General features: G+C 60.8%; 15 protein-coding genes. 4 read left to right on the top strand and 11 right to left on the bottom strand.

Annotation, left to right across the window (positions count from 1 at the left end; genetic code table 11):
• Positions 1 to 27 precede the first annotated feature (27 nt).
• Complete coding sequence (gene ctaD, locus AC1RR7_RS07865) at positions 28 to 1,614, bottom strand: cytochrome c oxidase subunit I (protein WP_085713028.1); 1,587 nt, start codon at positions 1,612 to 1,614, stop codon at positions 28 to 30.
• A gap of 82 nt (positions 1,615 to 1,696) precedes the next feature.
• Positions 1,697 to 2,824, bottom strand: coding sequence for a cytochrome c oxidase subunit II (gene coxB, locus AC1RR7_RS07860; RefSeq protein ID WP_102621154.1), 1,128 nt, complete (start codon positions 2,822 to 2,824; stop codon positions 1,697 to 1,699).
• Between the two features lie 369 nt (positions 2,825 to 3,193).
• Between coxB and AC1RR7_RS07855 the strand changes: the two genes are divergently transcribed.
• The gene (locus AC1RR7_RS07855; RefSeq protein ID WP_096822440.1) at positions 3,194 to 3,826 is read left to right on the top strand and encodes a hypothetical protein; all 633 of its coding nucleotides are present in this window, start codon (positions 3,194 to 3,196) and stop codon (positions 3,824 to 3,826) included.
• A gap of 51 nt (positions 3,827 to 3,877) precedes the next feature.
• On the opposite strand, the gene AC1RR7_RS07850 is transcribed toward AC1RR7_RS07855, so the two are convergent.
• The 3 genes from AC1RR7_RS07850 to AC1RR7_RS07840 all read right to left on the bottom strand — a co-directional run bounded on the left by AC1RR7_RS07850 (position 3,878) and on the right by AC1RR7_RS07840 (position 7,523).
• The gene (locus tag AC1RR7_RS07850; protein ID WP_102621153.1) at positions 3,878 to 5,404 is read right to left on the bottom strand and encodes a SulP family inorganic anion transporter; all 1,527 of its coding nucleotides are present in this window, start codon (positions 5,402 to 5,404) and stop codon (positions 3,878 to 3,880) included.
• Positions 5,405 to 5,494: 90 nt separating this feature from the next.
• A complete protein-coding gene (locus AC1RR7_RS07845; protein ID WP_096822442.1) occupies positions 5,495 to 6,226 on the bottom strand; it encodes a carbonic anhydrase in 732 nt (243 codons plus the stop codon).
• 238 nt (positions 6,227 to 6,464) lie between these two features.
• Positions 6,465 to 7,523 (bottom strand): PA0069 family radical SAM protein, encoded by a 1,059-nt coding sequence (locus AC1RR7_RS07840; RefSeq protein ID WP_493157041.1) that lies wholly within the window; start codon positions 7,521 to 7,523, stop codon positions 6,465 to 6,467.
• Between the two features lie 233 nt (positions 7,524 to 7,756).
• Between AC1RR7_RS07840 and AC1RR7_RS07835 the strand changes: the two genes are divergently transcribed.
• Positions 7,757 to 8,059 carry a hypothetical protein gene (locus AC1RR7_RS07835; protein WP_102621151.1) on the top strand — a complete coding sequence of 101 codons (303 nt, stop codon included), beginning with the start codon at positions 7,757 to 7,759 and terminating at the stop codon, positions 8,057 to 8,059.
• A 53-nt stretch (positions 8,060 to 8,112) separates the two neighbouring features.
• Here the strand turns inward: AC1RR7_RS07835 and AC1RR7_RS07830 are convergent, their stop codons facing one another.
• From AC1RR7_RS07830 to AC1RR7_RS07820, 3 genes are read right to left on the bottom strand one after another with little or no spacing between them, the layout of a single operon-like run.
• On the bottom strand, positions 8,113 to 9,414 hold the full coding sequence (locus AC1RR7_RS07830) for a c-type cytochrome (RefSeq protein WP_493157039.1): 1,302 nt from the start codon (positions 9,412 to 9,414) through the stop codon (positions 8,113 to 8,115).
• A gap of 12 nt (positions 9,415 to 9,426) precedes the next feature.
• A complete protein-coding gene (locus AC1RR7_RS07825; protein WP_096822445.1) occupies positions 9,427 to 11,211 on the bottom strand; it encodes a GMC family oxidoreductase in 1,785 nt (594 codons plus the stop codon).
• A 2-nt stretch (positions 11,212 to 11,213) separates the two neighbouring features.
• Positions 11,214 to 11,960, bottom strand: a complete 747-nt coding sequence (locus tag AC1RR7_RS07820; RefSeq protein ID WP_102621149.1) for a gluconate 2-dehydrogenase subunit 3 family protein — start codon at positions 11,958 to 11,960, stop codon at positions 11,214 to 11,216.
• 298 nt (positions 11,961 to 12,258) lie between these two features.
• Between AC1RR7_RS07820 and AC1RR7_RS07815 the strand changes: the two genes are divergently transcribed.
• Positions 12,259 to 12,903 (top strand): dual specificity protein phosphatase family protein, encoded by a 645-nt coding sequence (locus AC1RR7_RS07815; protein ID WP_096822447.1) that lies wholly within the window; start codon positions 12,259 to 12,261, stop codon positions 12,901 to 12,903.
• Here AC1RR7_RS07815 and AC1RR7_RS07810 read toward each other — a convergent pair.
• The 3 genes from AC1RR7_RS07810 to prlC all read right to left on the bottom strand — a co-directional run bounded on the left by AC1RR7_RS07810 (position 12,890) and on the right by prlC (position 17,419).
• Positions 12,890 to 14,941 carry a M3 family metallopeptidase gene (locus tag AC1RR7_RS07810; protein ID WP_493157037.1) on the bottom strand — a complete coding sequence of 684 codons (2,052 nt, stop codon included), beginning with the start codon at positions 14,939 to 14,941 and terminating at the stop codon, positions 12,890 to 12,892. The two genes, AC1RR7_RS07815 and AC1RR7_RS07810, sit on opposite strands and share 14 nt — an antisense overlap.
• 112 nt (positions 14,942 to 15,053) lie before the next feature.
• Positions 15,054 to 15,344 carry a YheV family putative zinc ribbon protein gene (locus AC1RR7_RS07805; protein WP_007953955.1) on the bottom strand — a complete coding sequence of 97 codons (291 nt, stop codon included), beginning with the start codon at positions 15,342 to 15,344 and terminating at the stop codon, positions 15,054 to 15,056.
• Positions 15,341 to 17,419, bottom strand: coding sequence for an oligopeptidase A (gene prlC / locus AC1RR7_RS07800; RefSeq protein WP_493157035.1), 2,079 nt, complete (start codon positions 17,417 to 17,419; stop codon positions 15,341 to 15,343). Before prlC ends, AC1RR7_RS07805 begins: the two co-directional genes overlap by 4 nt.
• A gap of 62 nt (positions 17,420 to 17,481) precedes the next feature.
• On the opposite strand from prlC, the gene AC1RR7_RS07795 reads away from it, so the two are divergent.
• Entirely contained in the window at positions 17,482 to 18,027 is a 546-nt protein-coding gene (locus AC1RR7_RS07795) for a gamma carbonic anhydrase family protein (protein ID WP_085647197.1), read from the top strand.
• Positions 18,028 to 18,033: the final 6 nt, after the last annotated feature.

Genomic DNA, 18,033 nt, shown 5'->3' with positions numbered 1-18,033 from the left:
GGCGGCGGCCCTCAAGGGCTAGGGGTTTCATTTCACTTCCGGCGGCGTGGTGAAGGTGTGATACGGCGCCGGCGACGGCACGCTCCACTCCAGGCCTTCGGCGCCATCCCACGGTTTGGCCGGTGCCGGCTCGCCGCCGCGGATGGTCTTGATCACGATGAACAGGAAGAAAATCTGCGTGGCGCCGAACATGAACGCGCCGATCGACGAGACCATGTTGAAGTCGGCGAACTGCAGGTTGTAGTCCGGAATCCGCCGTGGCATCCCCGCCAGTCCCACGAAGTGCATCGGGAAGAAGGTCAGGTTCATGCCGACGAAGGACAGCCAAAAGTGCAGCTTGCCCAGGGTCTCGTCGTACATGTGGCCGGTCCATTTCGGCAGCCAGTAATAAGCCGAGGCGAAGATCCCGAAGATCGCCCCCGGCACCAGCACGTAGTGGAAGTGCGCCACCACGAAGTAGGTGTCCTGGTACTGGAAATCCGCCGGGGCGATGGCCAGCATCAGCCCGGAGAAACCGCCGATGGAGAACAGGATCACGAACGCCACGGCAAACAGCATCGGCGTCTCGAAGGTCAGCGAGCCTTGCCACATGGTGCTGGCCCAGTTGAACACCTTCACCCCGGTCGGCACCGCGATGAGCATCGTCGCGTACATGAAGAACAGCTCGCCCACCAGCGGAATGCCCACCACGAACATGTGGTGCGCCCAGACGATGAACGACAGGAACGCGATGCTCGCCGTGGCGTAGACCATCGAGGTGTAGCCGAACAGCGGCTTGCGCGAGAAGGTCGGGATGATCTGGCTGACGGCGCCGAAGGCCGGCAGGATCATGATGTACACCTCGGGGTGGCCGAAGAACCAGAACACGTGCTGGAACAGCACCGGGTCACCGCCACCGGCGGCACTGAAGAAACTGGTGCCGAAGTGGATGTCCATCAGCATCATCGTCACGCACCCGGCCAGTACCGGCATCACCGCGATCAGCAGGAACGCGGTGATCAGCCAGGTCCAGACGAACAGCGGCATTTTCATCAGCGTCATGCCGGGGGCGCGCAGGTTGAGGATGGTGGCGATCACGTTGATCGCGCCCATGATCGAACTGATCCCCATCAAGTGGATGGCGAAGATGAAGTAGGTCACGCTTTCCGGCGCATAAGTCGTGGACAGCGGCGCGTAGAAGGTCCAGCCGAAGTTCGGCCCGCCGCCGGCGGTGAACAGGGTCGAGACCAGCAGCAGGAACGCCGCCGGCAGCAGCCAGAAGCTGAAGTTGTTCATCCGTGGCAGCGCCATGTCCGGTGCGCCGATCATCAACGGGATCATCCAGTTGGCGAGGCCGACGAACGCCGGCATCACCGCACCGAACACCATCACCAGCCCGTGCATGGTGGTCATCTGGTTGAAGAACGCCGGTTCGACGATCTGCAGACCGGGCTGGAACAGCTCGGCACGGATCACCATGGCGAACGAGCCGCCGAGCAGGAACATGCAGAACGCGAACCACAGGTACAACGTGCCGATGTCCTTGTGGTTGGTGGTCAGCACCCAGCGCATCAGGCCTTTGGCGGGGCCGTGGGCGTGGTCGGCATGACCGTGGTCATCGATGACAGCGCTCATGGCCGGTCTCCTTCAAGTGAGTGGACTTGGCAGGCCGGGGCGCCTTGCCCCGGCCGGTTCACGAAGTACGCAATAGACCGGCTCATTTGCTTTCCGCCTGTTTCAGCTCCAGCACTTCTTTTGGCGTGACCATGTCGCCCTTGTTGTTGCCCCAGGCGTTACGTTCGTAGGTCACGACCGCTGCGATATCGACTTCCGAGAGTTGCTTGCCGAACGCCGCCATGGCGGTGCCCGGTTTGCCGAAGTACACGCGGTGCAGGTGATCGGCTTTCGGCCCGGTGGCAATCGGCGAGCCCTTGAGCGCCGGGAACATCGGCGGCAGGCCCTGGCCTTCGGCCTGGTGACAGGCTACGCAGGTGGTGTGGTAGATCTTGTCGCCGCGCTCCTTGAGCTCGTCGAGGGTCCATTCCTTGCTCGTCAGCTCTTTGAGCTGCGCAGCCTCGGCCTTGCGATCGGCGAGCCATTTTTCGTAGTCCGCTTTCTCTTTGACCTCGACCACGATCGGCATGAAGCCGTGATCCTTGCCGCACAGCTCGGCGCACTGGCCACGGTAGAGGCCGGGCTTGTCTATGCGCGTCCAGGCTTCATTGACGAACCCGGGGATCGCATCGCGCTTGACCGCGAAGGCCGGCACCCACCAGGAGTGGATCACGTCGGCAGAGGTGACGAGGAAACGCACCTTGGCCCCGGTCGGCAGCACCAGCGGCTTGTCGACCTCGAGCAGGTAATGCTCGCCCTTGGCTTCCTTGTTGTGAATCTGTTCGGCGGGGGTGGCCAGGTTGCTGAAGAACTCGACGTCCTGGCCCAGGTATTTGTAGTGCCACTTCCACTGATAGCCGGTGATCTGGATATCGATATCCGGCTCACTGGTGTCGTACATGCGGATCAGGGTGGCGGTCGCCGGAACCGCCATCGCCACCAGGATCAGCAGCGGGACGACGGTCCAGAGAATCTCGACGGTGGTGCTTTCGTGGAATTTTGCGGCGACCTGCCCGGTAGAACGGCGGTGCACCATCATCGACCAGAACATGGCGCCGAAGACGATGATCCCGATCACCACACAGATCCAGAAAATGGTCATGTGCAGGTCGAATACTGCGTGACTGATTTCAGTCGCTCCAGGCGCCATATTCACAGTCCAGGCAGCGTGCACCGGGCTGAAAATCGACCACAACAGGAGGCCCATCCAGACGTGTGGATGTCGCATCATTGCGGGTTCCCCTTATCGTTCTTGTTATCCCGCCGGCTTTCGCCTGCGGCAAGGGAGCGGCTGCATCAGACTACGAACTTGAATCGCCGGGCCTTGCTGCGGGTGCAGTCGGGCGTCATCAGCTAACTCCATTCAATGGCGAGTATAGACAGCGGCTGAAAAATGCAATGCGCGGACGTCAATCGAGTGAAACAGCTGGCACTTGCGTTCCGGGGCACGAATGGAGAAGGATGCAGACGAGTGGTGGCAAACCGATATAACGCAGGTGTATCAAGGATGAAATAATTATGACAAATGCGTCTTAGCATTTTTCGTAAGCCAGCTAAGTTATGTCTTCCCTATTTCATTGCCTTGTTTCCTGGAGTTTTCATGAACACCGCCGCATTGCGCGAGCAGATCCACATAGCCCGACAACACGAGATTGAAACCGGAAAGCTGACCCGTCAGCTGGAAGCCCAACTGCAACACCTGCACCCGGCGATCCAGTTGCCGGAAACCGACGCCAATGGCGTGCTGACGCGTTTTGTCGCCGCCTACATCGATGAAGTGCCAGACCTGCTGGATGCAGCCAATGAAGTCGCCAGGGAAGCGGGAATCGAGTCACAGATCAAACCGGTGCTGAAAATCGCCGAACAGTACTTTCTCCAGCCGCCGGTCGGCCTGGACAGTCTGCTGGACGAAGCCTATCTGGCGCACCGCTTTGTCGAAGAGGTCAACGACCTGTACATCAAGCATTTCGGCCAGCCACTGATCCCCCTGGACATGACGGTCGCCAATCTGATTGCTCACCAGTTGCTCGGTGAGGAATTTGCCAATCAACTTGATGAAGTGGTGCACCACGCGGTGGACAGCATGCTCGACGACGACAGCTTTGCGCTGGAGTCGGTGGAAGCCTACCGCGAGAAACTCAGCAGCCCGGACACCGGTGCGGCGTGGAAACGCTGGCCGTGCATGAGTCGCCGTCTGGGCGTGGGCCTGGAACTGGATCAGCCTGCGGCTTGATCTCTGCGCAAACGATTGGGGGAACAGATTGCTCTGTTCCCCCAAATGTTTTCAGCCTGCCGCACCGATCCCGGTGGTGGTACGGATTCGTCCCTCAAGCCGTCGCTTCAATCCCCGCGACTCGATCAACAGCTTCGAACCCTTGGCCGCATTGGCCCGGCCCCACTCTTCCAGCAATTCCAGACACGAATGGTCGATGTAGCTCAGGTTGTTGAGTGGCACGTGCACCGTCGTGCCCGCAGGAATGCTGCCGAGCACCTGAGTCAGCGCCGGCACTTTGAGGAATGTTGCCGCGCCCACCAGACGCAACTCCATTTCCCCGTCCTGCGGCAGATCGATCAGGCTGATCTTCAGCCGCGAAGCCTTGAACGCCAGTTTCACCAGGGTCAAACCGAAACCGATCAGCACGCCGGTCAACAGGTCGGTGAAAATGATCGCCAGCGCCGTCGCGGCGTAGGTGAACATCGGCATCCGGCCATACCGCCCCAGACCGCGAAAGGCTTTCAGATCCACCAGTTTGAAACCGGTGTAGACCAGCACCCCAGCCAGGCTCGCCACCGGAATGCTTTGCAGCACACTCGACAGCAACAACACGAAGGCCAACAGCCACAGGCCATGGAAAATCGTCGAGTAGCGCGTGGTGGCGCCGGCCTGGACGTTGGCCGAGCTGCGCACTATCACCCCGGTCATCGGCAGCGCGCCGACCAGCCCGCAGAGCATGTTGCCGACCCCTTGCGCCGACAGTTCGCGGTCGAAGTCCGAGCGCGGGCCGTTGTGCATGCGATCCACCGCGGCGGCGGAGAGCAGGGTTTCTGCGCTGGCGATGAAGGCCACGGCAAACGCGGCAATCAGCAGGGTCGGATCGGCCAGGCTCAGCAGATCCGCCGGTTTCAGCCAGTCGATGGCTTCTGCCAGGTTCGCCGGTACTTCAACCCGCTTCACTTGCAGCGCCAGCAACAGACTGGCGCCTGTCGCCAGCCCGACACCGAGCAGCGCGCCGGGAATGAAACGCAGTGAATGTGGACGGCATTTCTCCCACAGCCACATCACGGCGATGGTCGATAGCCCGAGCAACCCGGCCTGCCATCCAAACGACGGCAAGGCCTGGGCCACCGCACCGGGGAACGCTGTGAGGTTGTCCAGCCCCGAGGGCTTCGGCGCGGCATCCAGCATCACATGCACTTGCGAGAGCACAATCAGCACGCCGATCCCGGCGAGCATCCCGTAGACCACCGCTGGCGCCGTGACCCGAAACCAGCAACCGAGCTTCAGGCGCCCGGCCACCAGTTGCAGCAATCCCGCCAACAACAGGATCGGCCCGAGCATCTCGATCCCGTGCTGGCGCACCAGCTCGAACACCAGCACCGCCAGACCCGCTGCCGGCCCGCTGACCTGCAACGGCGAACCCGCCAGCCAACCCACCACCAGTCCACCGATGATCCCGGTGATCAAACCTTTGGCCGGCGGCAGCCCCGAAGCAATCGCAATGCCCATGCACAGTGGCAGGGCGACCAGAAACACCACCACCGAAGCCAGCAGCTCCCGTGGCAACACAGCTTTCAATTGAGCCGCACGCATGATGACTCTCCCGAAGTTTTCTTCAGGCGTGGCGAAGCCTGGCCGCTGAAACAGCGACCGGCGTCAGACCACACGGATTTTTAGGAGGATTTAGAAGCGCGCTTTGGGCGTCGCCACCGGAATCGGATGGCTGCCATCGAGCGGCAGGAAGCGTCCCTGATCCGCGTCGTAAGCTTTGATTTCGCTGGTTTCGATGTTGTAGACCCAGCCATGGATGAACAGATGACCGTTCGCCATGCGCGAGGCTACCGAAGGATGGGTACGCAAGTGCTGCAGTTGGGCGATGACGTTTTCCTCGGTGAGGATCGGCATGCTTTCTTTTTCGTCGGTGCAGTTGCAGTTGTCATGCACCATGGTTTTCGCGACTTCGGCATGGCGCAGCCAGGCTTTGACTGTCGGCATCTTTTCCAGGCTGTCCGGATTGAGCACTGCGCGCATGGCGCCGCAATCGGAGTGGCCGCAAATGATGATGTGCTGCACGCCAAGCGCCAGTACCGCGTATTCGATGGCGGTGGAAACGCCACCGTTCATCTGGCCGTAGGGCGGAACGACGTTGCCGACGTTACGGGTCACGAACAGATCGCCGGGGGAGCTCTGGGTGATCAGTTCCGGGACGATGCGCGAGTCGGCGCAAGTGATGAACATCGCCCGTGGCGACTGGGCCGTGGCGAGTTTCTTGAAGAGTTCTTCCTGTTGCGGAAAGACCTCATGATGAAAATGCAAAAAGCCGTCAACGATATGTCGCAGCGCTGCATCGGCGGATTCCGCCCCAGGGACGGCTTGCGCCGACGCAGCCAACGGCTGTTTATCCTTGTCACTCATGATTCATCCTCTTTGGCGGATTCGGGGAGTCGTTCCCGTGTATTCCGGTATGAAGCCAGTGGCTGTTTAAAAACATCCGGGTCATCCCGACCCGTCAGTCACTCGATGAACAAGGTAACCGCCGAAACTTAACTCAAACTGAATCAAGCGCTCTAGAACGTGTGTTCCAGGTCACAAAAAACGTGACCAGCGTAACCGGGCAAGCAATTCCCTCCACTCAACCATAGGCCAATTGTCCCTAAATCAGCGCCATCTGGCGACCCGGCGGACAAAAGGCTGTGCAATCCAGATTGAAACCTTCGCGGTGATTGAGTCCCAGGCGTTTCAACGCCTTGGCGAAGCGTTGCGCGAGCAGGTCGGCGAACGGCCCTTCACCGCGCATCCGTGCGCCAAAACGGCTGTCGTACAGCTCGCCGCCACGACTCTGGCGGATCAGGCTCAGCACATGGGCGGCGCGCTGCGGGTAATGTGCTTCAAGCCATTCCTCGAACAGCGGCGCCACTTCCAGCGGCAGGCGCAGCATCATGTACGCGGCGCTCTGGGCACCGGCGGCGTGGGCTTCGGTCAGCAGGCTTTCGATTTCGCTGTCGTTGATCATCGGAATCATCGGCGAGCACAGCACACCGACCGGGATACCCGCTTCGCGCATCACCCGGATCGCCCGCAACCGGGCCTTGGGCGCGGCGGCGCGGGGTTCGAGAATGCGTTTGAGCTCATCGTCCAGGGTGGTGAGGCTGATCATCACCGCCACCAGCCGTTGCTGCGCCAGTTCGGTGAGCAGATCGAGGTCACGCAGGATCAGCGAGCCCTTGGTGACGATGGTCACCGGGTGCCGGTAGCGCAGTAATACTTCGAGGGTCTGGCGAGTGATTTTGTGTTCGCGTTCGATCGGTTGATACGGGTCGGTATTGGAGCCCAGATTGATCGGCGCACATTGATAGCCTTTTTTCCCAAGCTGCTCTTCCAGCACCTGGGCGGCGTTGGTCTTGGCGATCAGCTTCGTTTCGAAATCCAGCCCCGGCGACATGTCCCAATAGGCGTGGCTCGGCCGCGCGTAGCAATAAATGCAGCCATGTTCGCAACCGCGATAGGGATTGATCGAGCGGTCGAAGGGCAAGTCCGGCGAGCTGTTGCGGGTGATGATGGTTTTCGCTGTTTCGATGCTGACTTCGGTGCCCTGGGTCAGTGGCACTTCCTGATACCAGCCATCGTCTTCGGCCACCGAACGACTGGGTGCGAAGCGGTTGTGCGGGTTGGTCGCGGTGCCGCGACCGCGCGGGGGCAAGAGGCTGGTCATCACAGGTGTCCTTTGTCTGTATATGCATACAGTATCCGCAAGGTGGCAGATGATCCACTACCGTTCGGCCGTCCATCAAGAAATCGCGCGGTTAGTTGTAAGTTTATTTAGATGTAAAGTTGTAGTTGCGAAAATTAAAGAAACATAAGTTGGCTGTTCGTTTACTGTTCAAGTTCGTAGTATTCACTCCGCTTCACAACACTTGATCATATAAAAGACAAAAGGAATTGATGATGTCGTTTTTTAATTCGCGCGGTATTTTTCTGCAATTGATGCAACCCGGCCCATCGGAGCCCAATACACTGGTTTCCATGGAACTTGCGCGTAAAGAGTTGGGTTGGGATGCCGAAGCCGGCGTACAGACTGAAATGCTGGTTGACCCGATTTTCGTCACCGCGACCTCCAGGGATGGCGGCCATACCTTCAGCATTGGCCGTCTGGAGCACGATGTGGATCGCGACGGTGAGATCGGTGAGCAGGATCGAGCCAAGCTGGTTGCCCTGGCCAAAGCCTATGCCAGTATTACCAATCCGTAACAACTATTGAATGAACAACCCCTGCATGATTGATCATGCAGGGGTTGTTGTGCTTAGTTGTGACTGGTTACTTGTCCAAGGTCGCCGGCTGATGTTGTAGTCATATCGTCGGTTCGTAACTTGGCAACATCTTTCGCAGTAATGGCGGAGGCCTTGTTACCCCAACTTCCACGAATAAAACTCACGACATCCGCCACTTCCTGATCCGACAGACGCCAGGCGAAGCCAGGCATGGTGAAGGTCGACGGAGCAGTGTGCGTCGCAGGCAGCGTGCCGCCCTTGAGCACGATGTGGATCAGCGACGTCGGGTCTTCCGATTGCAACACCGGGTTGCCCGCCAGCGCCGGGAACACCCGGGTGTAACCGTGGCCATCGGTGCGGTGGCACGCCGCGCAGTTGTCGATGTACACCGACGCGCCACGCTGACTGTCATCACCGTTCCATAAAGCCTTGGCGGCTTTCTCGTCGTACTGATGTGGCTGGTCGGCAGGATCATTGGCCGGCAGCGACTTCAGGTATCGGGCGATCGCAGTCAGGTCGGCGTCGGTCATGTACTGCATGCTGTGGGTGACCACGTCGCTCATGCCGCCGAACACCGCACTGCGGTCGCTGCGGCCGGTCTTGAGGAACTGCACCAGTTGCTCCTCGCTCCAGCCGCCGAGGCCGTCCTTGTGGTCGCCACGCAGGTTCTTGGCGATCCAGCCTTCCAGCGGCGCGCTGCCTGACAGAAAACTGCTGCCTTCGGCCGCGCTCAGGGATTTTTCCTGCATGGTCAGGGCCCGTGGCGTATGGCAGGCGCCGCAATGTCCGAGGCCTTCTACCAGATACGCCCCACGGCTGACGACGGCATCGTCCGACGCGGGTTTGTAGTCCTCGACCTTCGGCGCAAACAACCAGCGCCAGCCCATCAGCGGCCAGCGCATGCTCAATGGCCACGGGATGTCGCTGGCCTTGTTCTCCTGCGCCACCGGTGCAACGCCGTGCATGAAATAGGCGTAGAGCGCCTGCATATCATCCTGACTGACACGGGCGTAGGACGGGTACGGCATCGCCGGGTACAAGGTACTACCGTTTTTGGCGACGCCATGACGCACAGCCTGGTCGAACTCCTCGAAGCTGTAGCCGCCCAGCCCGGTGTTGTCCGGGGTGATGTTGGTCGAGTAGATCGTGCCGATCGGGGTTTCCATCGGCAGGCCGCCGGCGAACGGCTTGCCGTCCTTGGCCGTATGGCAAGCCACGCAGTCACCGGCACGGGCGAGGTATTCACCTTTTTTGATCAAGGATTGATCAACTTCGGCGCCGTAAAGGGAAGCGCTGCCGAGCAGTGCCAGGGTCGCGATAACGAGAGTTTTCATGGTCATCGCTCCTTAAGCCTGAACCAGCGGGCCGGGGTTTTTCAGGTATTGCTCGCGGATCGCTTTCGCCGACCAGTAGGTCAGCGCGGCGACCAGCCCGGTCGGGTTGTAACCCAGGCCCTGCGGGAATGCCGACGCGCCCGGGACAAACACGTTGTGCACGTCCCAGCTCTGCAAGTAGCGGTTCAGCGCGCTGGTCTTCGGATCGGTGCCCATGATCGCGCCACCGTTGAGGTGGGTGGTCTGGTACGACGCAGTGTTGAAGTGCTCACCGACTTTCTTGCCAAGCACGGCAATGGCTTTCGGGCCCATGGCTTGCGCGACCTTGCCCATTTTTTCGACCATGAAGCGGTTCATCTTGATGTCGTTTTCCTGCCAGTCGAAGGTCATCCGCAGCAGCGGCAGGCCGTAGGCATCGCGGTACACCGGGTCCAGATCGAGGTAGTTGCCCCGGTAGGACTGATGCGCGCCGTGAGCGTCCATCGACACTTGGTGGGTGTAGTAATCGGCGGTCGCGCGTTTCCAGTCGCTGCCCCAGGCCGGGGTGCCCGGCGGGTTGGAGGTGCCGGCAATCGGACGGCTGCCGGCCTGGTTGACCCACATCGGCGAGCCCCCGACGAAACCGTGTGGCCCGTGGTCGAAGTTGTCGGCGTTGAAGTCGTCCAGCGCCACGCCGTTGCCGCCGGCGCCGATGAAGTTGTTGGTGTGGGTGTCCTTGTCAAAGAACGCCTTGATGGTCGCCATGTTCTGGTAGGCGAAGTTACGCCCGACTACACCTTCGCCGCTGACCGGGTCGTACGGTTTGCCGATGCCGGAGAGCAGCATCAGGCGCACGTTGTGCAACTGGAACGCGCCGAGGATCACCAGATCCGCCGGTTGCTCGATCTCGCGACCCTGGCCGTCGATGTAGGTGACGCCGGTGGCTTTGGTTTTCGTGCTATCGAGATTGACCCGCAGGACGTGGGCGTTGGGCCGCAGTTCGAAATTCGGCAGCGGTTTCAGCGCCGGCAGAATATTCACGTTCGGCGACGCCTTGGAATACATGTAGCAAACGTAGCCGCTGCAGAAGCCGCAGAAGTTGCACGGGCCCATCTGCGCGCCGTAAGGGTTGGTGTACGGCCCTGACGTATTCGCGGAAGGCAGGTTGTAGGGTTTGTAACCGACTTCGGTAGCCGCTTTGCCGAACAGTTGTGCGGAAACCGTGTTCTTCTGCGCTTCCAGCGGAAACGGGTTCGAACGATCCGGCGCGTATGGGTTACCGCCCTTGCCCTGGCCGACCAGTTGGCCTTTCACGGTCCAGGCCTGGCCGGAGGTGCCGAAGACTTTTTCGGCGAAATCGAAGAACGGTTCCAGTTCTTCATAGCTGACGCCGAAGTCCTGGATGGTCATGTCCTTGGGGATGAAGCTTTTGCCGTAACGCTCTTCGTAGTGGCTGCGCATGCGCAGCTCGATTGGATCGACACGAAAGTGCACGCCCGACCAGTGCAGCCCGGCGCCGCCCACGCCATTGCCCGGCAGGAACGCGCCCAACTGGCGGTTCGGCAGGGCGATGTCATTGACGCTGTGACGGATGGTGACGGTCTCTTTGGAGATGTCCTGGAAGAGTTTTTTCCGCACGCTGTAGGTGAGTTCGTCGATCACCTGGGGATAGTTGCCGTCAGGGTAGGTGTCCTGCATCGGCCCGCGTTCCAGCGCCAGCACGTTGAGACCGGCTTCGGTCAGCTCCTTGGCCATGATTGCGCCTGTCCAGCCGAAACCGACGATCACTGCGTCGACCTTCTTCATTACCGTTGCCATGCTCACGCCCTCTCGCCGCGAATCGAAACTGCCGGGAAGGGGTATTGCTCGTTACGTTCCACCCAATCCATGAAATCGGCGCGGGCGCCGGGGAAGCCGATCATGGTCCAGCCGACCATGCCTTTATTGCCACCGTGGATCGGGTCGCAGAAGAACCCCTCCTTGGTGTTTTGCAGCAAAAGATTGAAGAAAATCTTCGCGGGAACAGCGTCGAATTGCGGTTTTCCGGCTTCAAGCTGCTTGAGCAGATCGTCTCGGGTAGCGCTGTCTTGCTCGGCAAATGTTTTGCCATTGAGGGATTTTGCCCACTGATCCGTGGCGGCGATGCCGAGGCGATAGATCTCTTTTGGCACCAGTTTGCTCTGCCAGCCCATCTCGGGCGCAGCGTCGGCATTGAACGGGCCTTGCATGTACCAGAGAGCACCGGCGGCGTACGGCGTGTTCATCTGACGGTCGATGTATTCCGGCACGCCAGCCTCGAGAGCGCCAGGGCCCTGGGCATCGTTGGGGATCAGTTGCGCGACGGCGGCATTGATGAATGCCCACTCTTCGGCGGTGAAGTAGTTCGGCTGATAGACGCCCGCGTCAGCGCCGGCCGGTTTTGCCGGTGCCGCAGCCGGTGCGCTTTCCGGGGCGGCTTGCAGCACGCTGCTACCGAGTCCGGTGCCGGCGAGGGTGACCACCGGGATCAGGGTCAGGGATTTGCGCAAAAACTCACGCCGCGGGTTGTCTCGATCTTGATCAGACATGGGGTACACCTCATCAGGCATTGATGGTTATCAGCCGCTTCTGGGGACGGCTTTTGAGTGGTCGGTTGCGACGTGGCCGGAAATGACCCGGAAAAGGGGGACGCGTCTGCAACATGATGTGACAAATGGTAGCAGCCTAACCAACCGGATGAATCGATTCAGCCGAAAAAAAGCCCGGATTTGCGACGAAGGATGTCCCTGGCTTCACGTTTCTTTGACAAACGCCTCACAGGGATTTGACTGGACAACCCTCAAGCTGCGGCCCTCACTGACGAATCCCACACGGTCACCACTCAGCATGTCCTTGAAGCGTTTTTCCTCTGCGATCTGTTTCTCGCTGCTTGCCCTGCTCGGCTCGATCCCGGCCCATGCCGCAGATGCGCCGGTTTCTCGTCCTCCGGAATGGGCGCAACCGGTCGAAGTGAAATACAACTTCTTTCAGATGTCGCCCACGCTTTATCGCAGTGCGCTGCCTGACGCCGGTGCCGTGCCGTTGCTGCAAAACCTGAAAGTGGCCACGGTCATCAACTTTCTGCCGGAAGCGGATTCGAGCTGGCTGAACGCTCCTGGCATCAATCAGGTGCAACTGCCGTATCGCACCAATCATGTCGATGACAGCGACGTGCTCAAGACCTTGCGCGCGATCCAGACCGCCGAAGCCAACGGCCCGGTGTTGATGCATTGCAAGCACGGCTCCGACCGCACCGGCCTGATGGCCGCGATGTACCGCATCGTGGTGCAGGGCTGGAGCAAGGAAGACGCCCTGAACGAAATGACCCAGGGCGGTTTCGGTGAAAGCGGTCACTTCAAGGACGGCGTTCGCTACGTCATGCAGGCTGATGTCGAGAAGCTGCGTACCGCGCTGGCCAATGGCGATTGCAGCACCAGTGCGTTCGCTACTTGCTCGATGAAGAGCTGGTTCCAGACCGTCAATCTGAAGTAACCCGCCGGATGATCGAACGGCCGGCACCCACGTCTTCACTGACCGGCCGGCCGACGAATGCTTCTACCGCTTCCAGCAAGGGGCGTCCGGCCCCGGGTGCAAAGAACGTTTCGCGTAATGCCCGGCCGGTTTGCGCGTTGAACACCCAGTCGCGGCTGAAACGCTTGAACGCTTCCTGAGCCAGCACTCCCGACCAGATATAGGCATAAACCGACGCGTCGTACTGGGTCACCATGTAATCGAAACCATTGGCGAACCGGTGACCGTCCGGTAGTTGCAGGTGAGCCATTGTCCGCTGCACGTCGGCGCAAACCGTTTCGACAGAGCGGCCATCGCCGTGGGTCAGGTGCAGCTCGAAATCGATGATCGCGCCCATCAGCAGCAAGGCTTTGTGCCGGCTGGCGTGGGCCTGACTGGCCGTCAGGGCGGCGTCGACCCGTGAGGCACTCAGGCGTTCGCCGGTCTGGAAATGCGCGCCGAGCCACAGCACAAACTCTCGCGACTGACACCACTGCTCGAACAGTTGCCCGGAGAATTCCGCTGCCTCATGGCCCAGTTGCAGGATGCCGGACAGGGTGTGATGAGGTGAACGCGTCAGTACGTGCTGAAGGCAGTGGCCAAACTCATGAAAAAGTACCTGCAGGTCGTCGAGTTCGAGACGGCACGGATGGCTGTCAGTGGCCGGAGTGAAATTGCTGTAGAGCACAGCAATGGGGAGCGCCGGGCGCCCTTCGGCATTGATCCGGCGGTTGCGCAGCGTGGAGGTGCCGGCGAAATCCGCAGCGTTTTCGCGGTGAAACGGGTCGAGGTAGATGTAGCCGATGATCTGCTCGTGCTCGCTGATTTCCAGCAGCCGTACATCGTCATGCCAGTGCCTGCCGCCGATTTGCTCGACGATGCGGATCCCGAACATGCGCTCACAGAACAGACAGAGCCGGCGCAGGGTGCCCTCGAGCGGGAGGTAATCACGCAGGTCGTCCAGCGCACCGGGAAACTGCTGCTGGCGCCATTGTTCGGCGAGAAAGTCTTCATCCCATGGCTGAATCCGGTCGATGCCGCGTTGCAATGCAAAGGCGGCCAGTTGTATGGAGTCTCGCTCGAGAGCCGGCGCCAACTGCGCAACCTGGCGCTGGAGAAAATCACTGACCCACGCTGTCGTCCCGGACATGGTTTTTGCCAGCGTCAGTTGCGCGGCGTTTTCGTGGCCAAGTAAACGGGCTTTCTGTTGGCGCAAGGCAAGCAACGCCGTCAGTACCGGGCCGTTATCGAAGCGGCCGGCCAACGGCCCCTGATCGGAGGCGCGGGTCGCGTAGGCCACACAGCATTCTTCCCGCAAGGCACGGTTCTCGGCGTACTTGAGGATGTGATTGCAGGTGTTCTGATCCAGACGGATCAGCCAGCCGTCATGGCCGGCCTCGCGTGCGGCGCGCGCCAGGCGATCCCTCATCGCCGGTGACAGACCCGCGAGCAGTGCAACGTCGTCGATACGTTTGCTCCAGGTCTCGGTCCAGCGTTCGAGGTGGGTCAAAAACACGGATTCCAGGCCGCCGATTTCAAGGTTCAACCGGGCCAGTTCCTGCTGTTGCTCAGTGGGAAGCTCGATGCCCGACTGCCTGAATTTGCGCAGTATCCGCGCCAGCACGATCTTGCGTGACTCATCGAAGTTGGCCGCGATCGAGCTCCGCGCCAAACGCTGGCAGGCCTCGTACAGCGGGCGATTGCGGGATTTTTCGGAACGATACTGATTGATCGCCAGATGCGCCTTGGCGCTTTCCACGAGCCACGTGGCATCGTCGGACCTGACCATCGACAACGTTTCGAGAATCGAGCGGACTTCATTGAGACGGGCATCCGCTTCATCGATGCTCAGCACCAGATCATCCCAGCCGGGGTGCTCGGCCTGACTGGCGATTACTTGCGCAATGATTTGTCGGTTGACGGCAATGATGCTGTTGATCGCCGGTAGCAGATGCTCGGTGCGAATATCCGGCCAGGGTGGCAGGGTCCAGTGTTGCAGGAGGGGATTGGAGTCAGGCATGGCAGCTTCCTTCGAGGCATGGCGGAAACGGCCAGCCTACGAAGCAAGTGCAGAGGACGGGTGTTAAGCCAATACCACCTTCCACCGGGATTCGGCAGAAGGTGGTTCTGGATCAGTGTTGCTCGTCGGGCTTCTTCTTCAGTTTCGGATTCGGGAAGAACTGCACCGCCTGAACCGTTTTGTCCGGGGCCGGCTTGAGCGCGCTGGTGTTGACCCGCGTGCCCAGCTCTTTTGGAACCGACAACCCTTGTGCGTTCAGCGTATCGCTGTAGCCGCACGCCACGCATTCGCGGTGCGGGACATCGTCCTCGCTCCACATCATCAGCTTGTCCGGCTCGCTGCACGCCGGGCAGACGGCCCCGGCGATAAAGCGTTTTTTGGTCTTCACAGGTGCCTCACTCATGCTGCCGCGCCCTCACTCAGGCCGCTGTGGCGCAAGAGTGCGTCAATCGATGGCTCACGGCCACGGAAGTCGACGAACAGCACCATCGGCTCCTGCGAGCCGCCGCGGGCCAGGATCGCCTCGCGGAAGGCGCGACCGGTGTCGGCATTGAGCACGCCGTCTTCTTCGAACTTGGAGAAGGCATCTGCCGACAGCACTTCCGCCCACTTGTAGCTGTAGTAACCCGCCGCGTAACCGCCGGCGAAGATGTGCGCGAAGCTGTTCGGGAAGCGGTTATAGGCTGGAGGGCGCATCACCGAGACTTCGTTGCGCACGCCTTCCAGCACCTGCGCGACGCTGCGACCGTCACCGTGGGTGGCGTGCAGTTCGAAGTCGAACAGCGAGAACTCCAGCTGACGCACCATCATCAGGCCGGACTGGAAGTTCTTCGCCGCGAGCATTTTTTCCAGCAGATCCTGCGGCAGCGGCTCGCCGGTTTCGTAGTGGCCGGAAATCAGCGCCAGGCCTTCCGGCTCCCAGCACCAGTTTTCCATGAACTGGCTCGGCAGCTCGACCGCATCCCACGCCACGCCGTTGATGCCCGATACGCCGGCATGCTCGACGCGGGTCAGCAGGTGATGCAGGCCGTGACCGAATTCGTGGAACAGGGTGGTCACTTCATCGTGGGTCAGCAGCGCAGGCTTGCCGCTGTCGGCCGGCGTGAAGTTGCACACAAGGTTGGCCACCGGGCTTTGCAGCACGCCGTCGAGGGTGCGGCGACGGTCGCGGGCGCCGTCCATCCACGCACCGCCGCGCTTGTTGGCGCGGGCGTAGAGGTCGAAGAAGAAGCGGCCGACGTGCTGGCCGTTTTCCTTGATCTCGAACAGGCGCACGTCCGGATGCCAGGTATCGAAGCCTTTCAGTTCGGCGATCTCGATACCGTAAAGACGTTGAACGATAGCGAACAGACCGCCCAGCACTTTGTCGATCGGGAAGTAGGCGCGCAGGGTTTCCTGGGCGACGCTGTAGCGTTGTTCACGGAGTTTTTCACCGTAGAAACCGCTGTCCCAGCTTTGCAGATCGGCGCAGCCCTGTTCGGCGGCGTAAGCCTTGAGCTGTTGCAGATCCTGGGCAGCGAACGGTTTGCTGCGCTTGGCCAGGTCGCGCAGGAAGCTCAGCACCTGGTCGCTGGATTCGGCCATTTTGGTCGCCAGGCTCAGTTCGGAGAAACTGGAGAAACCGAGCAGTTTTGCCAGCTCCTGACGCAGGTCGAGGATTTCGCCCATCACCGGGCCGTTGTCGTTCTGGCCGGCGTTCGGGCCTTGATCCGACGCACGGGTGCAGTAGGCGGCGTAGACTTCTTCGCGCAGCGCACGGTCCTGGGCGTAGGTCATCACCGCGTAGTAGCTCGGGAATTCCAGGGTGATCAGCCAGCCGTCGAGGCCTTTGGCCTGTGCCGCAGCAGCCATTTGCGCCTTGGCCGAATCGGTCAGGCCGGCGAGGGCGGCTTCGTCGGTCAGGTGCTTGGTCCAGGCCTGGGTGGCGTCGAGCAACTGGTTGGAGAAGCGGCTGCCCAGCTCGGACAGCTTGCTCTGCACTTCGGCGTAGCGCTTCTGTTCGGCTTCCGGCAGGTCGATACCCGACAGGCGGAAATCGCGCAGGGCGTGTTCCAGGATAGTTTTCTGCGCCACGTCGAAACCGGCGGCTTCCGGGCTGTTTGCCAGGGCTTCATAGGCCTGGAACAGTTCGCGGTTCTGGCCCATCTCGGTGGAGTAGGCACTCAGGGCCGGCAGGCACGACTCGTAGGCTTCACGCAGTTCGGCGCTGTTGCACACGGCATTGAGGTGGCTGACCGGGCTCCAGGCAGCGCCCAGGCGATCATTGAGTTCGTCCATCGCCAGCACCAGCCCGGCCCAGGTCGGGTTCTGGCCCTGGGTCTTGAGGATCTCGGCGATGGCGGCGCGGTTGTCGGCCAGGATGGTTTCGATGGCCGGCTGCACGTGTTCGGCACGGATCGCGGAGAACGGCGGCAGGTCGTAGGACTGCAGAAGAGGGTTGTTCACGCTCACGGTTGGCACCTTGGCTGGAAGAAACATGCGCCCATCTTAATTACAATCGACACCCACCGCAGCTATCGGCGACAGAGAGAGAACTAATCGTGTCCCTTCGCAAGTACCAGAATCACACCCCACGCTTGAGCAAAGGCGCTTTTGTCGACGGCTCCGCGGTGGTGATCGGCGACGTCGAAATCGGCGAAGACAGCTCCGTGTGGCCGCTGACCGTGATCCGCGGCGACATGCACCGCATCCGCATCGGCGCGCGCACCAGCGTGCAGGATGGCTGTGTGTTGCACATCACCCACGCCGGCCCGTTCAATCCGGACGGCTTTCCGCTGCTGATCGGTGACGACGTGACCATCGCCCACAAGGTCATGCTGCATGGCTGCACCGTCGGCAGCCGCGTGCTGATCGGCATGGGCAGCATCGTCATGGACGGCGCGGTGGTCGAGGACGACGTGATCATCGGCGCCGGCAGCCTGGTGCCACCGGGCAAGCGCCTGGAAAGCGGTTTCCTGTACGTGGGCAGCCCGGTGAAACAGGTTCGCCCGCTGACCGACAAGGAAAACGCCTTTTTCACCTACAGCGCAGCGAACTACGTGAAGCTCAAGGACCTGCATCTGGCCGAAGGCTACGACCAGCTCTGACTTTTC

It is taken from the genome of Pseudomonas sp. GW821-FHT11G12, assembly GCF_058808055.1.
This window is presented reverse-complemented; position numbering and strand designations above follow the sequence as displayed.